Here is a 15,262-nt window from a genome sequence, read left to right on the forward strand (position 1 = left end):
CACGCAAGTTATTCGGGGGGCTGCATCCGCCGCGCCCGTTCAGCCGCGCGTGTAAGTCGCAGGCGGTGATAGGCCCGCACCACCGGCAGCGTCAGCCAGTAGAAGCCCGCCGACGCCACGAGGCCCGGCGCAATGCCCCCGACAAGATAAGGCAGGTAAATATCGCGGAAGAACTCTGCCAGCCGGTTCCAGTGCATCACCTCTTCGGTGAAGATCGCGGTGATGTTGGCCCAAAGCTGGCCACCGGCATGGCCGAAGGCACGCCCGATCTCGGGCAGGTCCAGCGCGTGGGGAACCCCCATGATCCACTGCCCCAGCCCCACCGACACAAGCGCGATCAACGGCATCGTCAATGGATTACCGACGAACGTGCCCAGAAGCGCGGCAAGGATGTTGCCGCGGATCGCCCACGCAATCGCGGCCGCCCCAAGAAAGTGCAGCCCGAAAAGCGGGGTGAAGCTGATAAACACCCCCGCCGCGAATCCCCGCGCCACCCGTTCGGGCTGGTCGGGCAAGCGGCGCATCCGGTGCAGGACGTATTGCGACGCACGGCGGAAACCGCCCCGCGGATAGATCAGATCACGCAACCATTCGCCGGCGCGGCGTGGGTTGCGCCTTTTGAACACCATAAGGAGGATCCCTTCACGGCTTGCGCCCCAGATCACGCGCCCGGCCGATGCGGGCCACCTGGCTCTCGGCTTCAAGCGCGGTCATTGCCAGATGCACGTGCTCCACATCCCGTACTTCGATCTCGATCAGGATACGGTAGTAGTCGGGCTTGCGATCCTCGATGACAAGATCGGAGATATTGGCCTTCTGCTCTCCGATCAAGGTGCAGATGCGGCCAAGCACCCCAGCATCGTTCGCAATCGTCATGCACAGCCCGACATTATGGATCGGCGGGTGCCGGCCGGGCTGCCAGTGCAGATCGACCCACCGCTGCGGCTGGCTTTCAAGCTCTTCCAGCGCGGGGCAATCGATGGCGTGAATCATCACGCCCTGCCCGCGATAGGTGATGCCGACGATCCGTTCACCCGGCAGCGGCTGGCAGCACTGGGCGCGGCGGAAGGTCTGGTCGGACGGCAGGCCGACAACGGGGCGCTGCGTCACCTCATCAGCATGGCCCTGCGCCACTTCGGGATACAGCACCTCGATCACGCGGCGTGCGGCAAGCTCGGCCGAGCCGATGCGGGCCAGAAGCTCCACCTCGTCGGGCACGGCCAGCATCTTGGCCGCCGTGCGCAGCGCCTTATCGGTCATCTTGCGCGACACCTGATCAAAGGCGGCGCGGGCAAGTTCCTGCCCCAGTCGGACAAAGCGGCTGCGGTCGTCCTCGCGCAGGGCGCGGCGGATCGCGGCCTTGGCACGGCCCGTGGTCACGATGTCGATCCAGCTTGCCTGCGGGCGCTGCGCCTCGGCGGTGATGATTTCCACGGACTGGCCGTTCCGCAAGCGGGTCCAAAGCGGGACGCGAATGCCATCCACCTTGGCCGAAACGCAGGAATTGCCGATGCGGGTATGGATGGCGAAGGCGAAATCCAGCGGCGTCGCGCCTTTCGGCAACTGGATCACATCGCCCTTCGGCGTGAAGCAGAACACCTGATCGGTGTACATCTCCAGCTTCACGGTTTCCATGAAGGCAACGTGGTCTTCGTCATCCAGCCGTTCGGTCAGGCTTGCGATCCATTTCGCGGGATCGACCGCGAAGGGGTTCTTGACGCGCTGCCCTTCGCGATAGGCCCAGTGGGCAGCAACGCCGGCCTCGGCCACCTCGTGCATCTGGCGGGTGCGGATCTGCACCTCCACCCGCTTGCCGTCGCGGCCCTGCACCGTGGTATGGATGGAACGGTAGCCGTTCTGCTTGGGCTGGCTGATGTAATCCTTGAAACGCCCCGGAACCGCCTTCCAGCGGTGATGGATCACGCCAAGGATGCGATAGCAGTCGGCCTCATCCTCGCAGATGACGCGGAAGCCATAGATGTCAGACAGCCGGGAAAAGGCGAGGTCCTTTTCCTGCATCTTGCGCCAGATCGAGTAGGGTTTCTTCGCACGGCCATACACGGCGGCGTCGATCCCCATCTTGTCCATCTCGGTGCGGATGTCGGCGGTGATGGAGTGCACCAGATCGCCGGTTTCGCGCTGAAGCGTGATGAAGCGGCGGATGATGGATTTGCGCGCTTCGGGATTAAGAACGCGGAAGGCCAGATCCTCCAGCTCCTCGCGCATCCACTGCATGCCCATGCGGCCTGCCAGCGGAGCGAAGATCTCCATCGTTTCGCGGGCTTTCTGCGCCTGCTTTTCCGGGCGCATCGACCGGATCGTGCGCATGTTGTGCAAACGGTCGGCCAGCTTCACAAGGATCACGCGCAAATCCTTGGACATTGCCATGAACAGCTTGCGGAAGTTGTCCGCCTGCTTGGACTGCGCCGAGGAAAGTTCCAGATTCGTCAGCTTGGTGACGCCATCCACCAGCTCCGCGATCTCGGTGGAGAAGAGCCGCTCGATCTCGCCGAAGGTGGATTTGGTATCTTCGATCGTATCGTGCAGCAGCGCCGTGACGATGGTCGCATCATCAAGATGCTGTTCGGTCAGGATGGCGGCAACAGCGACGGGATGCGTGAAATAGGGCTCGCCCGATTGGCGCATCTGCCCGTCATGCATACGCGCGCCATAATCATAGGCGCGCGCGATCAGGTCCGTATTGGTATGCGGATTGTAATTGCGGACAAGGGCGATCAGGTCGTCAAGGTCGATCATCCCTGCCGCATCCGATCAGTTCTGGCCCTGCGCTTCCATAAGGGCGCGCAGCAGTTTTTCCTCGGACATGTCATCCTGGGCCGGACGGTCGGCTTCACCACCCAAGAGGGAGGCCATCTGGTCTTCCTCGGGTTCGTCCACCTCGATCTGGGTCTGGTGGCTTTCGATCATCCGTTCGCGCAGCAGGTCCGCCGGCTGCGTTTCCTCGGCGATCTCGCGCAGCGACACGACGGGGTTCTTGTCGTTGTCCCGATCAACCGTGAGCGGCGAGCCTGTCGCGATCTCGCGCGCACGATGGGCGGCAAGCATCACAAGCTCGAAACGGTTCGGAACCTTGTCAACGCAATCTTCGACCGTCACGCGGGCCATCGGTCTCTCCGTCTGAAGGGGGCATGGAAGGGCCTACTTAGGTGAAACCGAGCCTCTTGACAAGGTGCGCATCCGGAAGACCCGCCAGAAGTTGCGCCACCGTCCGATCCAGAACGGGATGGCGCCAATCGGGCGCGATGTCGGCCCATGGCACCAGCACGAAGCTGCGGTCCTGAAGCCGCGGGTGCGGCAGGATCAGCCGGTCCGGCACTTCCGTCTGCTGGCGGCCGGGTGGCAGATCGTGCCAGCGTTGCCAATGGCCTGCATCGGGCAGAACCAGATCACCCAGTGCCAGCAGATCCAGATCCAGCGTCCGCGCGCCCCAGCGGATCACGCGTTCGCGCCCCGCCCCCGCCTCGATCCGGTGCAGCGCCGCCAGAAGCGCGTCTGCATCGCCGCTCCATTCCACCGCCGCCACCGCGTTCACGTAGTCGGGACCGGAACCTGCGGGAAAGGCCGGGGTGCGGTAAAAGGGGCTGATCGCGCCAAGGGTGATTCCCTCATCCCCGAACGCATCCAGCGCTGCGCGCAAAAGCGCCTCGGGCGGGTGCCCGTCATGCGGTCGATTGCCGCCCAGTGCCACATAGCCGTGCATCTTGCCCTCCGGGGGGTGGACCCGGACGCCCCCGCCCATTACCTCTGTCACGACGTCGAAGAAGGCAAGCCGCATGTCCCTGCCCCCCCTGATGCTGTATCTCGCCGCGCCGCGCGGCTTTTGCGCCGGTGTGGACCGCGCAATCAAGATCGTTGAAATGGCGCTGCAGAAATGGGGCGCGCCCGTTTATGTCCGGCACGAAATCGTGCACAACAAGTTCGTCGTGGACAATCTTCGCGATAAGGGCGCCGTCTTCGTGGAGGAGTTGGACGAGGTTCCCGGCGACCGTCCCGTGATCTTTTCCGCGCATGGCGTGCCCAAGGCCGTTCCGGCCGAAGCTGCCCGCCGCGAGATGGTTTACGTCGATGCCACCTGCCCGCTCGTGTCGAAGGTGCATATCGAGGCGGAACGTCACCACCAGGACGGGTTGCAGATGGTCATGATCGGCCATGCCGGCCACCCCGAAACCATCGGCACCATGGGCCAGCTGCCCGAGGGCGAGGTTCTGCTGGTCGAAGTGCCCGAGGATGTCGCAATGCTGGAGGTGCGCGATCCCGAGCGTCTTGCCTTCATCACGCAAACCACGCTTTCGGTCGATGACACCGTTGCCATCGTGGAGGCGCTTCGCGCGCGGTTCCCGGCCATTGTCGGCCCGCACAAGGAAGACATCTGCTATGCCACGACGAACCGGCAGATGTCGGTCAAGGCCATCGCGGGCAGGATCGACGCGCTGCTGGTAATCGGCGCCCCGAACTCCTCCAATTCCAAGCGGCTGGTGGAAGTGGGCAAGGCGGCAGGCTGCGCCTATGCGCAGCTGGTGCAGCGGGCGACCGATATCGACTGGCGCGCCCTTGAAGGGATTCGCAGCGTCGGCATCACGGCGGGCGCCTCTGCCCCCGAAGTTCTGGTGAACGAGGTGATCGACGCCTTCCGCGCCCGCTTCGACACGACGGTGGAACTGGTGGAAACAGCGCAGGAACGCGTGGAATTCAAGGTGCCGCGGGTCTTGCGGGAACCTCTCCAACACTCCATTTGACATTCGCGGCCTGCGGTGGAACGGTGCCTGCAACCGGAGGAGTTTTTGCAGATGATTGCTCTGATCGCCACGATGACGGCACTGGCCGGATTTGCCCTCGCGATGCGTCGCGAACCGGCCCGCGTTCGCGTCACGGCAGACAAGCGCCGCCGCTGAGCGCTTGCGCGGCGGGACGGCTTGCGATAGCCCGCCTTCCATGCCTGACCTTTATGCCTATACCGATGGCGCGTGCAGCGGAAATCCCGGCCCGGGCGGCTGGGGCGTTCTTATGCTGGCCAAGGACGGTGACACCGTCCTGAAAGAACGCACACTTCAGGGCGGCGAAGAGCTGACCACCAACAACCGGATGGAGCTTCTTGCAGCCATCTCGGCGCTGGAAGCGCTGACGCGGCCTTCCACGCTCATCGTCGTGACCGACTCCGCGTATGTGAAGAACGGTGTGACCGGCTGGATTCACGGATGGAAGCGCAACGGCTGGAAAACTGCCGATCGCAAGCCGGTGAAGAATGCCGATCTTTGGCAACGGCTGGATGCGGCGCAGGCGCAGCATCAGGTCGAATGGCGGTGGATCAAGGGCCATGCGGGCCATGCCGAAAATGAACGCGCGGACGAACTGGCGCGGGCCGGCATGGCACCCTTCAAGAAAAAGCCCGCTTCTTGAGGCGGGCTTTGCCGTTTATGTCAGCAGGTTCCAAAGCTCGTTCAGGCACAGCACGATGAACAGCGCCGCAGCAATGCCCAACAACCCGTTCGACACCCAGCCGCTGCGCCATTCCTTCGGCATCCGGCTGGAGTTCAGAAGCCAGATCAGCGTCAGCGCAAGGAACGGCATGAAGAACGCCCCAAGTGCGCCGTAAAGCACGACCAGCGCCAGCGGACGGCCGAGCGCCAGCAGGACCATCGGGGGGATGGTCAGCCAGAACAGATAGAACTTGAAGGCCGGCGTCTTGTCCAACCCCTCGCGCGTGTCGGCCACCTTGCCCTGCACATGGTTGCGCCAGAAATCGGCGAACAGCAGCGAAACCCCGTGCCACACCCCAAGGATGGACGAAAAGGCCGACGCCCAGAAGCCCAGCAGGAACAGGACCGACACCACCGGACCGAACCGCTCGCGCAGAACCTCGTCAAGGTCCAGCAGGCCGCGATCGCCCTTTGTCAGCGCAATCTGCGCCGAATGCAGAAGCTCTGCCCCGATGATCAGCATGGCGATGACGAAAATGCCCGTCATGACATAGGCCACGCGGTTGTCCAGCCGCATGATCCCCATCCATTTCGGCGTGCGCCAGCCCTTGGCGTTCACCCAATAGCCATAGGCCGCCATGGTGATCGTGCCGCCCACGCCGCCGATCAGGCCAAGTGTATAGATGATGGAGCCTTCGGGAAGCGTCGGGATCAGGCCCGTTCCGATACCTTTGAGATCGGGCGTCACAAGGATGGCGATGCCGACCACGATCAAGAACATCGTGCCGATGAACACCTTCATCACGTTTTCGAAGAAATGGTACTGGTTGGCCCAGACGAAGGCACAGCCCAGAAGGCCTGAAAGCATTGCCCAAGCCCAAAGCGGCATGAAGGGGAACAGCGCCGCCAGCGGCAGGGCCGTCGCGCTCATGGCCGTGGCGCCGTAAACGAAGCCCCAGATCATGATGTAGAGGCCGAAATACCAGCTGGTCCAGCGACCCAGCGATTTCCAGCCGTCCAGCATCGTCGTGCCCGTGGCCAGATGATAACGGGCCGACCCTTCGGCCAGCGCGATCTTCACGATGCAGCCGACCACCGCAGCCCAAAGCAGGGCATAGCCGAAAAGGGAACCCGCGATCAGCGTTGCCACCAGATCGCCCGACCCCACGCCGGTTGCCGCGGCCACGATCCCCGGTCCGATCAGCTTCCACTTTCCGCTGGTTGGCGGGTCGCCGGCGTCATACGCCACCGGCGTCGTTGTTTCTGTCATGATGTCCCCCAGTTTCAGGGGCGGCCACCTGCGAAGGATGGCGCACCCCGTCCCAGCGCTTTGACGCGCCCTCACGCCCCCGTGTTAGCGGGTGGAAAAGGGATCAGTCCAGCCGTTTTGGCAGGTCAACGCCGCGCAGCAGCTCCTCGGCCGGAACGGCACGCCTGCCCTCGCGCTGGGCCATGGTGATCTGCACGGCACCGTTTCCGCAGGCCACGGTCAGCGGGCCAAGCACTTCACCGGGCGCCCCCTCGCCGGTGACGACGCGGCTGTGAAGCAGCTTCAGGCGTTCTTCGCCGGCCATGCACCATGCACCGGGGAAAGGGGAAAGGGCGCGGATCTGCCGGTCCACGTCGGCAGCCGGACGCTTCCAGTCGATGCGGGCTTCCGCCTTGTCGATCTTGGCTGCATAGGTCACGCCGTCTTCGGGCTGGGGCGTGGCAGCAAAATTGCCTTCCAGCGCCCGCAACACGGCTCCCGCGCCCATCCTCGACAGCCGGTCATGCAGGGAGGCTGTCGTATCTTCTGCCGTGATCGGCGTCGCCTCGCGCAGGATGACGGGACCCGTGTCCAGCCCCGCTTCCATCTGCATGATGCAGATGCCGGTTTCCGTATCGCCGGCAAGGATGGCACGATGGACCGGCGCCGCCCCGCGCCAGCGCGGCAGAAGCGAGGCGTGGATGTTCAGGCAGCCCAGCCGCGGCGCATCCAGAACCGGCTGCGGCAGGATCAGGCCATAGGCGACCACAACCGCGACATCCGCGCCCAGATCGGCAAAGGCGGCCTGATCTTCGGGCGCCTTCAGGCGTTCTGGATGGCGCACCGGCAGGCCCAGTTCCAAGGCGCGGGCATGAACGGGGGTGGGCCGGTCCTTCTTTCCACGGCCTGCGGGGCGCGGCGGCTGGGTGTAGACGCAAACTACTTCATGCGCCCGGTGCAGCGCCTCAAGCGCCGGAACCGAGAAATCGGGCGTTCCCATGAAGATGATTTTCATCGCGTTCCCTTCGAGATCAGCGGCGGGCGATCTTCTGCGCGCGGGCGATCAGCATCTTGCGTTTCAGCGGCGAAAGACGGTCGAAATACATCTTGCCGTTCAGATGGTCGATCTGGTGCTGCACCGAGGTCGCCCAGAGGCCGACGAAATCGCGATCCTCCATCTGCCCCTCTGCGTTCAGGAAGCGCACGGTCACTGCGCGGGGGCGCGTGACGGCGGCGTGCACACCGGGCAGGTTGGGGCTCGCCTCCTCATGCTCGCGCGGCTGGACGGAAGCGTGAAGAACCTCGGGATTGGCCAGCAGCACCGCTTTGCCGCGCGTGTCGGAACAATCCACCACGGCCAAGCGCAGCATCACCCCGATCTGCGGGCCGGCAAGACCATAGCCGGGCATCGCATCCATGGTTTCAACCATGTCGGCCCAGATGGCTCGGATATCGTCCGTGATCGCTCCGACCGGCTGCGCAGGGGTGCGCAGGCGCTGGTCGGGCCACGGGATGAACGGGCGGATCATGCCTGTTCGCGCGTGCGTTCGCGCTTCAGTTTTTCCATCTTCCGCGTGATCATCTGGCGCTTCAGGGGGCCCAGATAGTCGATGAACAGCTTACCATCCAGGTGGTCGATCTCGTGCTGCACGCAGGTGGCCCAAAGGTCCTCGAACTCCTGCTCTTGCGCGGCACCTTCAAGATCGGTCCAGCGCACGCGCACGCGCGCGGGGCGCTGCACTTCGGCATACTGGTCGGGGATGGACAGGCAACCTTCTTCATAGCTGCCCAAATCCTCCGAGGCCCAGACGATCTCGGGGTTGATCAGGACCATCGGCTGCGGCTCCGCCTCCGGTTCTTTCGAACAATCCATGGTGATGATGCGCTTTGTCACCCCGATCTGCGGGCCGGCAAGACCCACGCCGGGGGCGGCGTACATCGTCTCCAGCATGTCGCGGGCAAGGTCGCGGATTTCGTCCGTGACAGCCTCGACGGGCGTGCAGACCTTTTTCAGGCGCGGATCGGGATGGATCAGGATGGGGCGTATCATGCACGTGATTTAGGACAAGCCGGATGCCTTCGCAATCCTTCCCCTTGCCCTTCCGAGGGGATAGCCTGCCCGCGAAAAGGAGGCCCCGATGAACTTTGACGAACAGATCGACCGGATCGGCACCCATTCCGCGAAATGGGACTTGATGGAGGCCCTTTACGACGTGCCCAAGGGCCGGGGATTGGCCATGTGGGTGGCCGACATGGATTTCCGCCCGCCCGCCTGCGTGCAGAAGGTGGTGGAGGAGATGGCCGCCCACGGCGTGTACGGCTATTTCGGGGACGACCGAGCCTATCTGGACGCCATCGGATGGTGGATGCGTACCCGCCACGGGTGGGAGGTGGAGCCGGAGGCGATCTTCACAACCCACGGGCTGGTCAACGGCACCGGGATCTGCATCGACGCCTTCACGCAGCCGGGCGATGGCGTGGTGCTGATGACGCCTGTCTATCACGCCTTTGCCCGCATCATCGCGGCAGCCGGGCGCGAGGTTGTCTCCTGCCCGCTGGCGCAGGAAGACGGCCGGTACGTGATGGACTTCACGGCATGGGATGCCCGGATGACAGGGCGCGAAAAGATGCTGATCCTGTGCTCGCCGCACAATCCCGGCGGGCGGGTCTGGACGGCGGACGAGCTGCGCGGCGTGGCCGAGTTCTGCCGCCGGCACGACCTGATCCTGATCTCGGACGAGATCCACCACGATCTGGTCTTTGCCGGCCAGCGCCACATCCCCATGGCGGTGGCAGAGCCGGGAATCGCGGATCGTCTGGTGATGATGACGGCCACCACCAAGACGTTCAACATCGCGGGCGGGCATACCGGCAACGTCATCATCCAGAATGCCGCCCTGCGCGAACGCTTCGCCGCGCGGATGGCAGCGCTGGGCATGTCGCCCAACACCTTTGGGGTCCGGATGGCGACGGCCGCCTATTCCCCCGAAGGGGCGGAATGGGTGGACAGCCTGATGCGCTATCTGGACGAAAACCGCCGGATCTTCGATGAAACCGTCGATACCATTCCGGGCCTCCGCTCCATGCCGCTGGAGGCGACCTATCTGGCGTGGGTCGATACCTCCGGCACCGGTATGACGATGGACGAAATCATTACCCGGGTGGAACGGCAGGGCGGCATCGCGACAAACCACGGCGCGGCCTTCGGCAAGGGCGGGGAAAGCTTCCTGCGGTTTAACATCGCGATGCCGCGCGCGATGATCAAGGATGCCTGCGCGCGGCTGCGGGATGTATTCGCCGATCTTCAGTGATCAGGCGCTGGCCAGATAGCCGGAGATCTCCTCGCCCGTCCGTTCGAAATCGACGGGCGGGCGATCCGCGACCGTCTGGAAATACTTGAAGTCGCAGATCAGCTCGTCCTCCTCCAGCACCGAGGCGACGATCAGGCAGTGCCCGAGATGGCGAGGCCCGTCATAAACATCCACAAGGCCCCGCAGATGGGTCAGGCGGCCCGCCTCGATGGCAAGGCCCGTGGCCCACAGGCGTTGCAGCGGATAGATCACATCACCAAGCTGGATATGCAGGCGCGAGCCGCGACGTCGTTTCTTCGCAGCTTGGCGAAGATCCTCACGCAGATGGTCGGGCAGATATTCCAGCATGACAGCCTCCCATGGTCACAATAGAAGTGTGGTCCGAAACGGCGAAATTTCAAGTGAGTCGAAGGGGAAGACGCGATGGACTGGGGCATCTGCACGACGGCCGCCGCGCCCGTGGAAAAGCTGCGGGCCTTTCTGGCCCATCACCTTGAACTTGGGGTTTCGCAGATCTGGCTGCATCTGGACGATCCCGATGACAGCGCCGCCGAGGCGCTGGCGGGCATCGATCGCGTCAATGTGATCCGCTGCGATGCCGCATGGTGGGGCCCGCGGCGCCCCGAGCGTCACCAGAACCGCCAGTCGCGCAACATGCGCCGGCTTTACGACGCCGCCCCGCTGCCATGGATCGCCCATCTGGACGTTGATGAATTCATGCTGCCCCGCCGCCCTGTTTCCGATGTTCTGGCGCAGGCCGAAACGATCATGGTGCGCATGCGCCCGTGGGAAGCGCTGCACGATCCTGACCTGCCGCAAGGCATCTTCGCCGCACGCCAGTTCCGCGCGCCCCTGAAGCCCTTGGCCCAGCGCGTGATGGCCTTCGGCGATTACTCCGAGGTGATGGCCTCGGGCGCACTGGGCCATGCGGTGGGCAAGGCCATCTTCCGAACCGGCATTTCGGGGCTGGAACCGCGGCTGCATGGCGGGTTCCTGAACGGCAACCGGATCGAGGGGATCGGCTTCACCGACGACCTGCCCCTTCTGCATTTCCATGCCGAGGATCGCACCGCATGGCTGGACCGGCTGCCCTTCCGGCTGGAGCGAGGGGCCTATCGCAACAACGCCGCCCTCAATGCCTTCCTGACCGAGGCGACGACCGAAGAAATCGCCGCCTTCTATGACCACGTGATGTCGCCCGATCCCCAAATGCGGGCGAAACTCGCCGCACAGGGGCTTCTGATCGAGGCTGACCTGAACCTGGGCCGGAAGGGGAACGCACGGACATGATGGCGATGGAAGATCTTGTGACCGGCCTGCCGCATGTGCTGGGTGCGCCGAAGGATGATGCGCCGGTGACCGGCCTCTGCTTCCGCCCTGCCGTGGGGGAACGCATCTTTCCCGATGCCCTGCGCCTGACTCGGGCAGAAGGCGTGCCGGGGGACCGATGGCTGACCCGCCCCTGGCTGCGCCTGCCCGATGGAAGCCCCCATCCCGCGATCCAGGTTTCCGTCCTGCCGCAGCGCGTGCTGGATCTGGTCTGGCGGGACCGGACGCAGCCGCATCCGGGCGATCCGGTCATCGCCGACATGGACATGTCAGAGGCGAACCTGCCGGTCGGCACGCTGCTGCGCGTGGGCACTGCCGTGATCCGCGTGTCGGACGTGTTCAACGATGGCTGCGTGAAGTGGAAGGTCCGCTATGGCGCCGATGCGAAGAACTGGATCGTGGCGCAGCCCGAACTGCGCCTGCGCGGCATCCTGTGTTCGGTGGAGCAGGACGGAGAGGTGTGGGTCGGTGACCGGATCACCAAGCTTTAACCGACCATCTCCTCGGCGCGCTTCAGGTCCACGCTGACAAGCTGGCTGACACCCTGTTCCACCATCGTCACGCCGAACAGGCGGTCCATCCGCGCCATGGTCACCGCGTGGTGGGTGATGATCAGAAAGCGCGTATCGGTGCGGCGGGTCATTTCGTCCAGCAGGTCGCAGAACCGGGTGACGTTGGCATCGTCCAGCGGCGCGTCCACCTCGTCCAGCACACAGATCGGCGCGGGGTTGGCAAGGAACACAGCGAAGATCAGCGCCATCGCCGTCAGCGTCTGCTCCCCCCCTGACAGCAGGGAAAGGGTCGACAGCTTCTTGCCCGGCGGCTGGCACAGGATTTCCAAACCGGCATCCAGCGGATCGTCGGATTCCACCATCACCAGCTTTGCCTCGCCGCCGCCGAACAGGTGGGTGAACAGGGTGCCGAAGCTGGCGTTCACCTGCTCGAACGCGGCCAGAAGCCGTTCGCGGCCCTCGCGGTTCAACGTGGCGATGCCGGCGCGAAGGCGCTTGATCGCCTCCTCCAGATCGGCGGCTTCGGCGGCAAGCGTTCCATGCTCCTCGGCGATGGCCTTCGCATCTTCTTCGGCGCGCAGGTTCACTGCGCCAAGGCCGTCGCGCTGGCGGCGCAGGCGGTGCACCTCCTCCTCCAGTGCGGCAGCATCGGGCATCGCCTCGGGATCGACGGACAAGGAAACAAGCAGATCGTCAGGCCCGCGCTCCGTTTCCTCGTGGATGCGGGCGGCGGCGGTGGCCACCGCGGCAGCGGCGGCATCACGCAGGGCTTCGGCACGGGCCCGGGCCTCGCGCGCCTCGCCCGCCGCGCGTTCGGTATCGCGTTCGGCCGCCTGAGCGGTGCGTGCCGCCTCTTCGGCGGCGGAAAGGGCAGTTCGGGCGGCATCGCGCCGTGCCTCGGCAGCCTCCAGCTCTTCCGTCAGGTCATCGCGGGCGGCGGCAATCTCTTCGGGGGCGGCAAGGGCCTCCTCCAGCTCCGCCTCGGCCTCAGCCCGGCGTTCGGCCAGTTCGGCAGCACGGCGTTCGGCATTATCAAGACGGCCCCGCCACATCCCCATCTCGCGTGTGATGTCCTGACGGCGGCGCTTGCGGGCCTCGCCCTCACGCTTCAGTTCGTCATGGGCGGCACGGCGGGTCAGCATCGCGATCCGGGCGGCTTCCAGGGCCGTGCGCACGTCCTCCACCGCAGCGCGGGCGGCATGCAGATCGGGCAGCGCGGCAATGGCGGCCTCCGCCTCGGCCAAACGTGCGCGTGCAGCCATCGCCTCGTCGCCATGACGGGCTGTGGCAAGGCGCGCGCCTTCCAGCCGGCCCGCCAGAACCGACCGTTCCGCTTCGGCGCGGGACGCGGCGCGGCCCGCCTCGGTCAGGCGCAGATCGGCGGCGCGGCGGGCATCGCGGGCTGCCTGATCGGCGCGGGTGGCATCTGCAAGCCGCACGCGAAGGGCTTCATGTGCCATGACGGCTTCGGCGGCGCGGGCCTCGGCCTCGTCCAGGTCCTGCCGAAGGGCTGCCAGCCGGTTCATCTGGCGCAAACGCATCGCCGCGGCCGAGGGCATGTCGCCCGCAGCCGCGCGGAACCCGTCCCAGCGCCACAGGTCGCCCTTCAGGCTGACAAGGCGCTGTCCGGGCCGCAGACGTGCTTGGAGGGCCGCGCCCTGCCCTGTATCCACAACACCGATGCGCCCCAGCCGCCGCGCCAGAACGTGCGGCGCGGTCACATGATCAGACAGCGGTGTTGCACCTTCGGGCACGTCCGCATCCAGATCTGAAAGCAAGGCCCAGCCCGATACGCCCTCCGTTTCCTCGGCCCGCAGATCGTCGCCCAGCGCGGCACCCAGCGCCGCTTCGTATCCCGGGGCCACGACAAGGCGGTCCAGAAGCGGGTCGCCGCCCTCGGCCTCGCGGTCCACCATCCGCGCAAGGGCGGAAAGTTCCGCGCGCACTGCCCCGGCTGCGCTTTCGGCGGCAGAGCGGGCGGCCCGCCCCTCCCCCTCGGCAGACTGGGCCTGCATGCGGGCGTCTTCCGCCAGAACCAGCGCCTCGGCAGCGGCTTCCGCGGCTTCGCGCGCTTCGGCCAGAACCTCTTCCGCGGCGTCATAGGCTTCGGCGGCGGCCTCTTGCGCTTCGGCGGCACGCTCGGCCTCGTCGGTGGCGCGGGCGGCTTCGGCCTCGGCACGGGCAAGCGTTGCTTGCGTGTCCGACAAAAGGCGCTGGGCGGACTGGTGGCGGGCAGCAAGGCGGGCGGCATCTTCCGTGCGTTCGGACTGCTGGGCCTCCCGCTCGGCAAGGATGTCGGCAGCTTCCCGCGCGGCTTCGGCGGCTTCGGCCAGCGCATCGTCCTGGCCTTCATCAAGGGCGGCCAATTCCTCGGCCTCCGCCTCCAGCCGTTCCAGCGTTTCGGAAGCGTCCCGGTTCAGCGTCCATTCACGGTCGGCATCGCGCGCAAGCTGGTCGATGCGGGACCGAAGCGTTTGGATGGCGGCCTGCGCCCGCCGCTCCTGATCGGCCAGCGTGTCGCGGCGCACCAGAAGGCGCTGAAGGATCGCGGCGGCGATCGCCTCTTCGTCCCGCCTCGGCTGAAGGCTGGCCTCGGCAGCGGCGCGGGCACCTGCGGCGGCTTCGGCGGCACGCTCGGCCTCGGCGGCGGCGGCAAGGCGGGTGCGCAACGCGCCCTCGGTTTCAAGGCGTGCCAGATCGGCCTCGCGCCAGCGGCGCCACAAAAGGCTGCCTTCGGCCCGGCGCAGTGCCTCGCCGATCTGGCGGTATCTCTGCGCCTGCTTTGCCTGGCGGGCCAGAACGGCAAGCTGAGAGGAAAGCGTTTCCACCGTATCCGCCACACGGGCAAGGTTTGCCTCGGCCCCGCCAAGGCGCAGTTCGGCATCATGGCGGCGGGCGTAAAGCCCCGAGATGCCGGCCGCTTCCTCAAGTATGCGGCGGCGGGCCTTGGGCTTGGCGTTGATCAGCTCGGCAATCTGGCCCTGCCGCACCAGCGCAGGGCTGTGCGCCCCGGTGGAAGCATCGGCAAACAGCATCTGCACATCGCGCGCCCGCACATCCTTGGCATTCGCCTTATAGGCAGAACCTGCATCGCGGGTGATGCGGCGCACGATCTCTATCTGGTCCTGATCGTTGAAGGCGGGCGGCGCGCGCCGGTCGGAATTGTCCATCACGAGCGCGACTTCGGCAAAGCTGCGCGCCCCGCGGCTGGCGGTGCCGGCGAAGATCACATCCTCCATCCCGGCGCCGCGCATCGCGGTGGGGCGGTTTTCGCCCATGACCCAGCGCAGCGCCTCCAGCAGGTTGGACTTGCCGCAGCCATTCGGGCCGACCACGCCCGTCAGCCCCTCGCGGATCACCAGATCCGTGGGGTCCACGAAGCTTTTGAAGCCGTTAAGACGAAGGCGGGTGAAGCGCAAATGA

At 65.7% G+C, this 15,262-nt stretch carries 15 protein-coding genes; 5 read left to right on the forward strand and 10 right to left on the reverse strand.

Annotation, left to right across the window (positions count from 1 at the left end):
• Positions 1 to 8: 8 nt before the first annotated feature.
• The 4 genes from JX25_RS09310 to folK are packed head-to-tail and all read right to left on the reverse strand — an operon-like array spanning position 9 to position 3,796.
• Entirely contained in the window at positions 9 to 629 is a 621-nt protein-coding gene (locus JX25_RS09310) for a DUF2062 domain-containing protein (RefSeq protein ID WP_128254729.1), read from the reverse strand.
• Positions 630 to 642: 13 nt separating this feature from the next.
• Positions 643 to 2,757, reverse strand: a complete 2,115-nt coding sequence (locus JX25_RS09315) for a RelA/SpoT family protein (protein WP_128254730.1) — start codon at positions 2,755 to 2,757, stop codon at positions 643 to 645.
• A gap of 15 nt (positions 2,758 to 2,772) precedes the next feature.
• Positions 2,773 to 3,126, reverse strand: a complete 354-nt coding sequence (gene rpoZ, locus JX25_RS09320) for a DNA-directed RNA polymerase subunit omega (RefSeq protein WP_128254731.1) — start codon at positions 3,124 to 3,126, stop codon at positions 2,773 to 2,775.
• Positions 3,127 to 3,163: 37 nt separating this feature from the next.
• Positions 3,164 to 3,796 (reverse strand): 2-amino-4-hydroxy-6-hydroxymethyldihydropteridine diphosphokinase, encoded by a 633-nt coding sequence (gene folK, locus JX25_RS09325; protein ID WP_241557894.1) that lies wholly within the window; start codon positions 3,794 to 3,796, stop codon positions 3,164 to 3,166.
• On the opposite strand from folK, the gene ispH reads away from it, so the two are divergent.
• Entirely contained in the window at positions 3,795 to 4,757 is a 963-nt protein-coding gene (gene ispH, locus JX25_RS09330; protein WP_128254732.1) for a 4-hydroxy-3-methylbut-2-enyl diphosphate reductase, read from the forward strand. The two genes, folK and ispH, sit on opposite strands and share 2 nt — an antisense overlap.
• 196 nt (positions 4,758 to 4,953) lie before the next feature.
• The gene (rnhA, locus tag JX25_RS09335; RefSeq protein WP_128254733.1) at positions 4,954 to 5,418 is read left to right on the forward strand and encodes a ribonuclease HI; all 465 of its coding nucleotides are present in this window, start codon (positions 4,954 to 4,956) and stop codon (positions 5,416 to 5,418) included.
• A 15-nt stretch (positions 5,419 to 5,433) separates the two neighbouring features.
• On the opposite strand, the gene JX25_RS09340 is transcribed toward rnhA, so the two are convergent.
• The 4 genes from JX25_RS09340 to def (JX25_RS09355) form a co-directional block, all read right to left on the reverse strand.
• Positions 5,434 to 6,708 carry an Nramp family divalent metal transporter gene (locus JX25_RS09340; protein WP_128254734.1) on the reverse strand — a complete coding sequence of 425 codons (1,275 nt, stop codon included), beginning with the start codon at positions 6,706 to 6,708 and terminating at the stop codon, positions 5,434 to 5,436.
• Positions 6,709 to 6,811: 103 nt separating this feature from the next.
• Positions 6,812 to 7,702, reverse strand: a complete 891-nt coding sequence (gene fmt, locus JX25_RS09345) for a methionyl-tRNA formyltransferase (protein WP_128254735.1) — start codon at positions 7,700 to 7,702, stop codon at positions 6,812 to 6,814.
• A 16-nt stretch (positions 7,703 to 7,718) separates the two neighbouring features.
• Positions 7,719 to 8,216, reverse strand: coding sequence for a peptide deformylase (gene def, locus JX25_RS09350; protein WP_128254736.1), 498 nt, complete (start codon positions 8,214 to 8,216; stop codon positions 7,719 to 7,721).
• On the reverse strand, positions 8,213 to 8,737 hold the full coding sequence (def, locus tag JX25_RS09355) for a peptide deformylase (protein WP_128254737.1): 525 nt from the start codon (positions 8,735 to 8,737) through the stop codon (positions 8,213 to 8,215). The genes def (JX25_RS09350) and def (JX25_RS09355) overlap by 4 nt, the downstream gene beginning before the upstream one ends.
• Before the next feature lie 88 nt (positions 8,738 to 8,825).
• Between def (JX25_RS09355) and JX25_RS09360 the strand changes: the two genes are divergently transcribed.
• A complete protein-coding gene (locus tag JX25_RS09360; RefSeq protein ID WP_128254738.1) occupies positions 8,826 to 9,998 on the forward strand; it encodes a MalY/PatB family protein in 1,173 nt (390 codons plus the stop codon).
• Here JX25_RS09360 and JX25_RS09365 read toward each other — a convergent pair whose 3' ends face one another.
• Positions 9,999 to 10,346, reverse strand: a complete 348-nt coding sequence (locus tag JX25_RS09365; RefSeq protein ID WP_128254739.1) for a hypothetical protein — start codon at positions 10,344 to 10,346, stop codon at positions 9,999 to 10,001. It abuts the gene before it with no gap.
• Positions 10,347 to 10,421: 75 nt separating this feature from the next.
• On the opposite strand from JX25_RS09365, the gene JX25_RS09370 reads away from it, so the two are divergent.
• Positions 10,422 to 11,288 (forward strand): glycosyltransferase family 2 protein, encoded by an 867-nt coding sequence (locus JX25_RS09370; protein WP_128254740.1) that lies wholly within the window; start codon positions 10,422 to 10,424, stop codon positions 11,286 to 11,288.
• On the forward strand, positions 11,285 to 11,818 hold the full coding sequence (locus tag JX25_RS09375) for an MOSC domain-containing protein (RefSeq protein WP_128254741.1): 534 nt from the start codon (positions 11,285 to 11,287) through the stop codon (positions 11,816 to 11,818). Before JX25_RS09370 ends, JX25_RS09375 begins: the two co-directional genes overlap by 4 nt.
• On the opposite strand, the gene smc is transcribed toward JX25_RS09375, so the two are convergent.
• Entirely contained in the window at positions 11,815 to 15,258 is a 3,444-nt protein-coding gene (smc, locus tag JX25_RS09380; RefSeq protein WP_128254742.1) for a chromosome segregation protein SMC, read from the reverse strand. The two genes, JX25_RS09375 and smc, sit on opposite strands and share 4 nt — an antisense overlap.
• Positions 15,259 to 15,262 lie beyond the last annotated feature (4 nt).

Source organism: Falsirhodobacter deserti, from assembly GCF_004015795.1.
Taxonomy (GTDB): Bacteria; Pseudomonadota; Alphaproteobacteria; order Rhodobacterales; family Rhodobacteraceae; genus Falsirhodobacter; species Falsirhodobacter deserti.

Coding starts and splice junctions, on each gene's coding strand:
- fmt (WP_128254735.1), bottom strand. CDS start 7,702: ATGAAAATCATCTTCATGGGAACGCCCGATTTCTCGGTTCCGGCGCTT.
- JX25_RS09365 (WP_128254739.1), bottom strand. CDS start 10,346: ATGCTGGAATATCTGCCCGACCATCTGCGTGAGGATCTTCGCCAAGCT.
- JX25_RS09310 (WP_128254729.1), bottom strand. CDS start 629: ATGGTGTTCAAAAGGCGCAACCCACGCCGCGCCGGCGAATGGTTGCGT.
- JX25_RS09370 (WP_128254740.1), top strand. CDS start 10,422: ATGGACTGGGGCATCTGCACGACGGCCGCCGCGCCCGTGGAAAAGCTG.
- rpoZ (WP_128254731.1), bottom strand. CDS start 3,126: ATGGCCCGCGTGACGGTCGAAGATTGCGTTGACAAGGTTCCGAACCGT.
- JX25_RS09340 (WP_128254734.1), bottom strand. CDS start 6,708: ATGACAGAAACAACGACGCCGGTGGCGTATGACGCCGGCGACCCGCCA.
- def (WP_128254737.1), bottom strand. CDS start 8,737: ATGATACGCCCCATCCTGATCCATCCCGATCCGCGCCTGAAAAAGGTC.
- rnhA (WP_128254733.1), top strand. CDS start 4,954: ATGCCTGACCTTTATGCCTATACCGATGGCGCGTGCAGCGGAAATCCC.
- ispH (WP_128254732.1), top strand. CDS start 3,795: ATGTCCCTGCCCCCCCTGATGCTGTATCTCGCCGCGCCGCGCGGCTTT.
- JX25_RS09360 (WP_128254738.1), top strand. CDS start 8,826: ATGAACTTTGACGAACAGATCGACCGGATCGGCACCCATTCCGCGAAA.
- folK (WP_241557894.1), bottom strand. CDS start 3,796: ATGCGGCTTGCCTTCTTCGACGTCGTGACAGAGGTAATGGGCGGGGGC.
- JX25_RS09375 (WP_128254741.1), top strand. CDS start 11,285: ATGATGGCGATGGAAGATCTTGTGACCGGCCTGCCGCATGTGCTGGGT.
- JX25_RS09315 (WP_128254730.1), bottom strand. CDS start 2,757: ATGATCGACCTTGACGACCTGATCGCCCTTGTCCGCAATTACAATCCG.
- def (WP_128254736.1), bottom strand. CDS start 8,216: ATGATCCGCCCGTTCATCCCGTGGCCCGACCAGCGCCTGCGCACCCCT.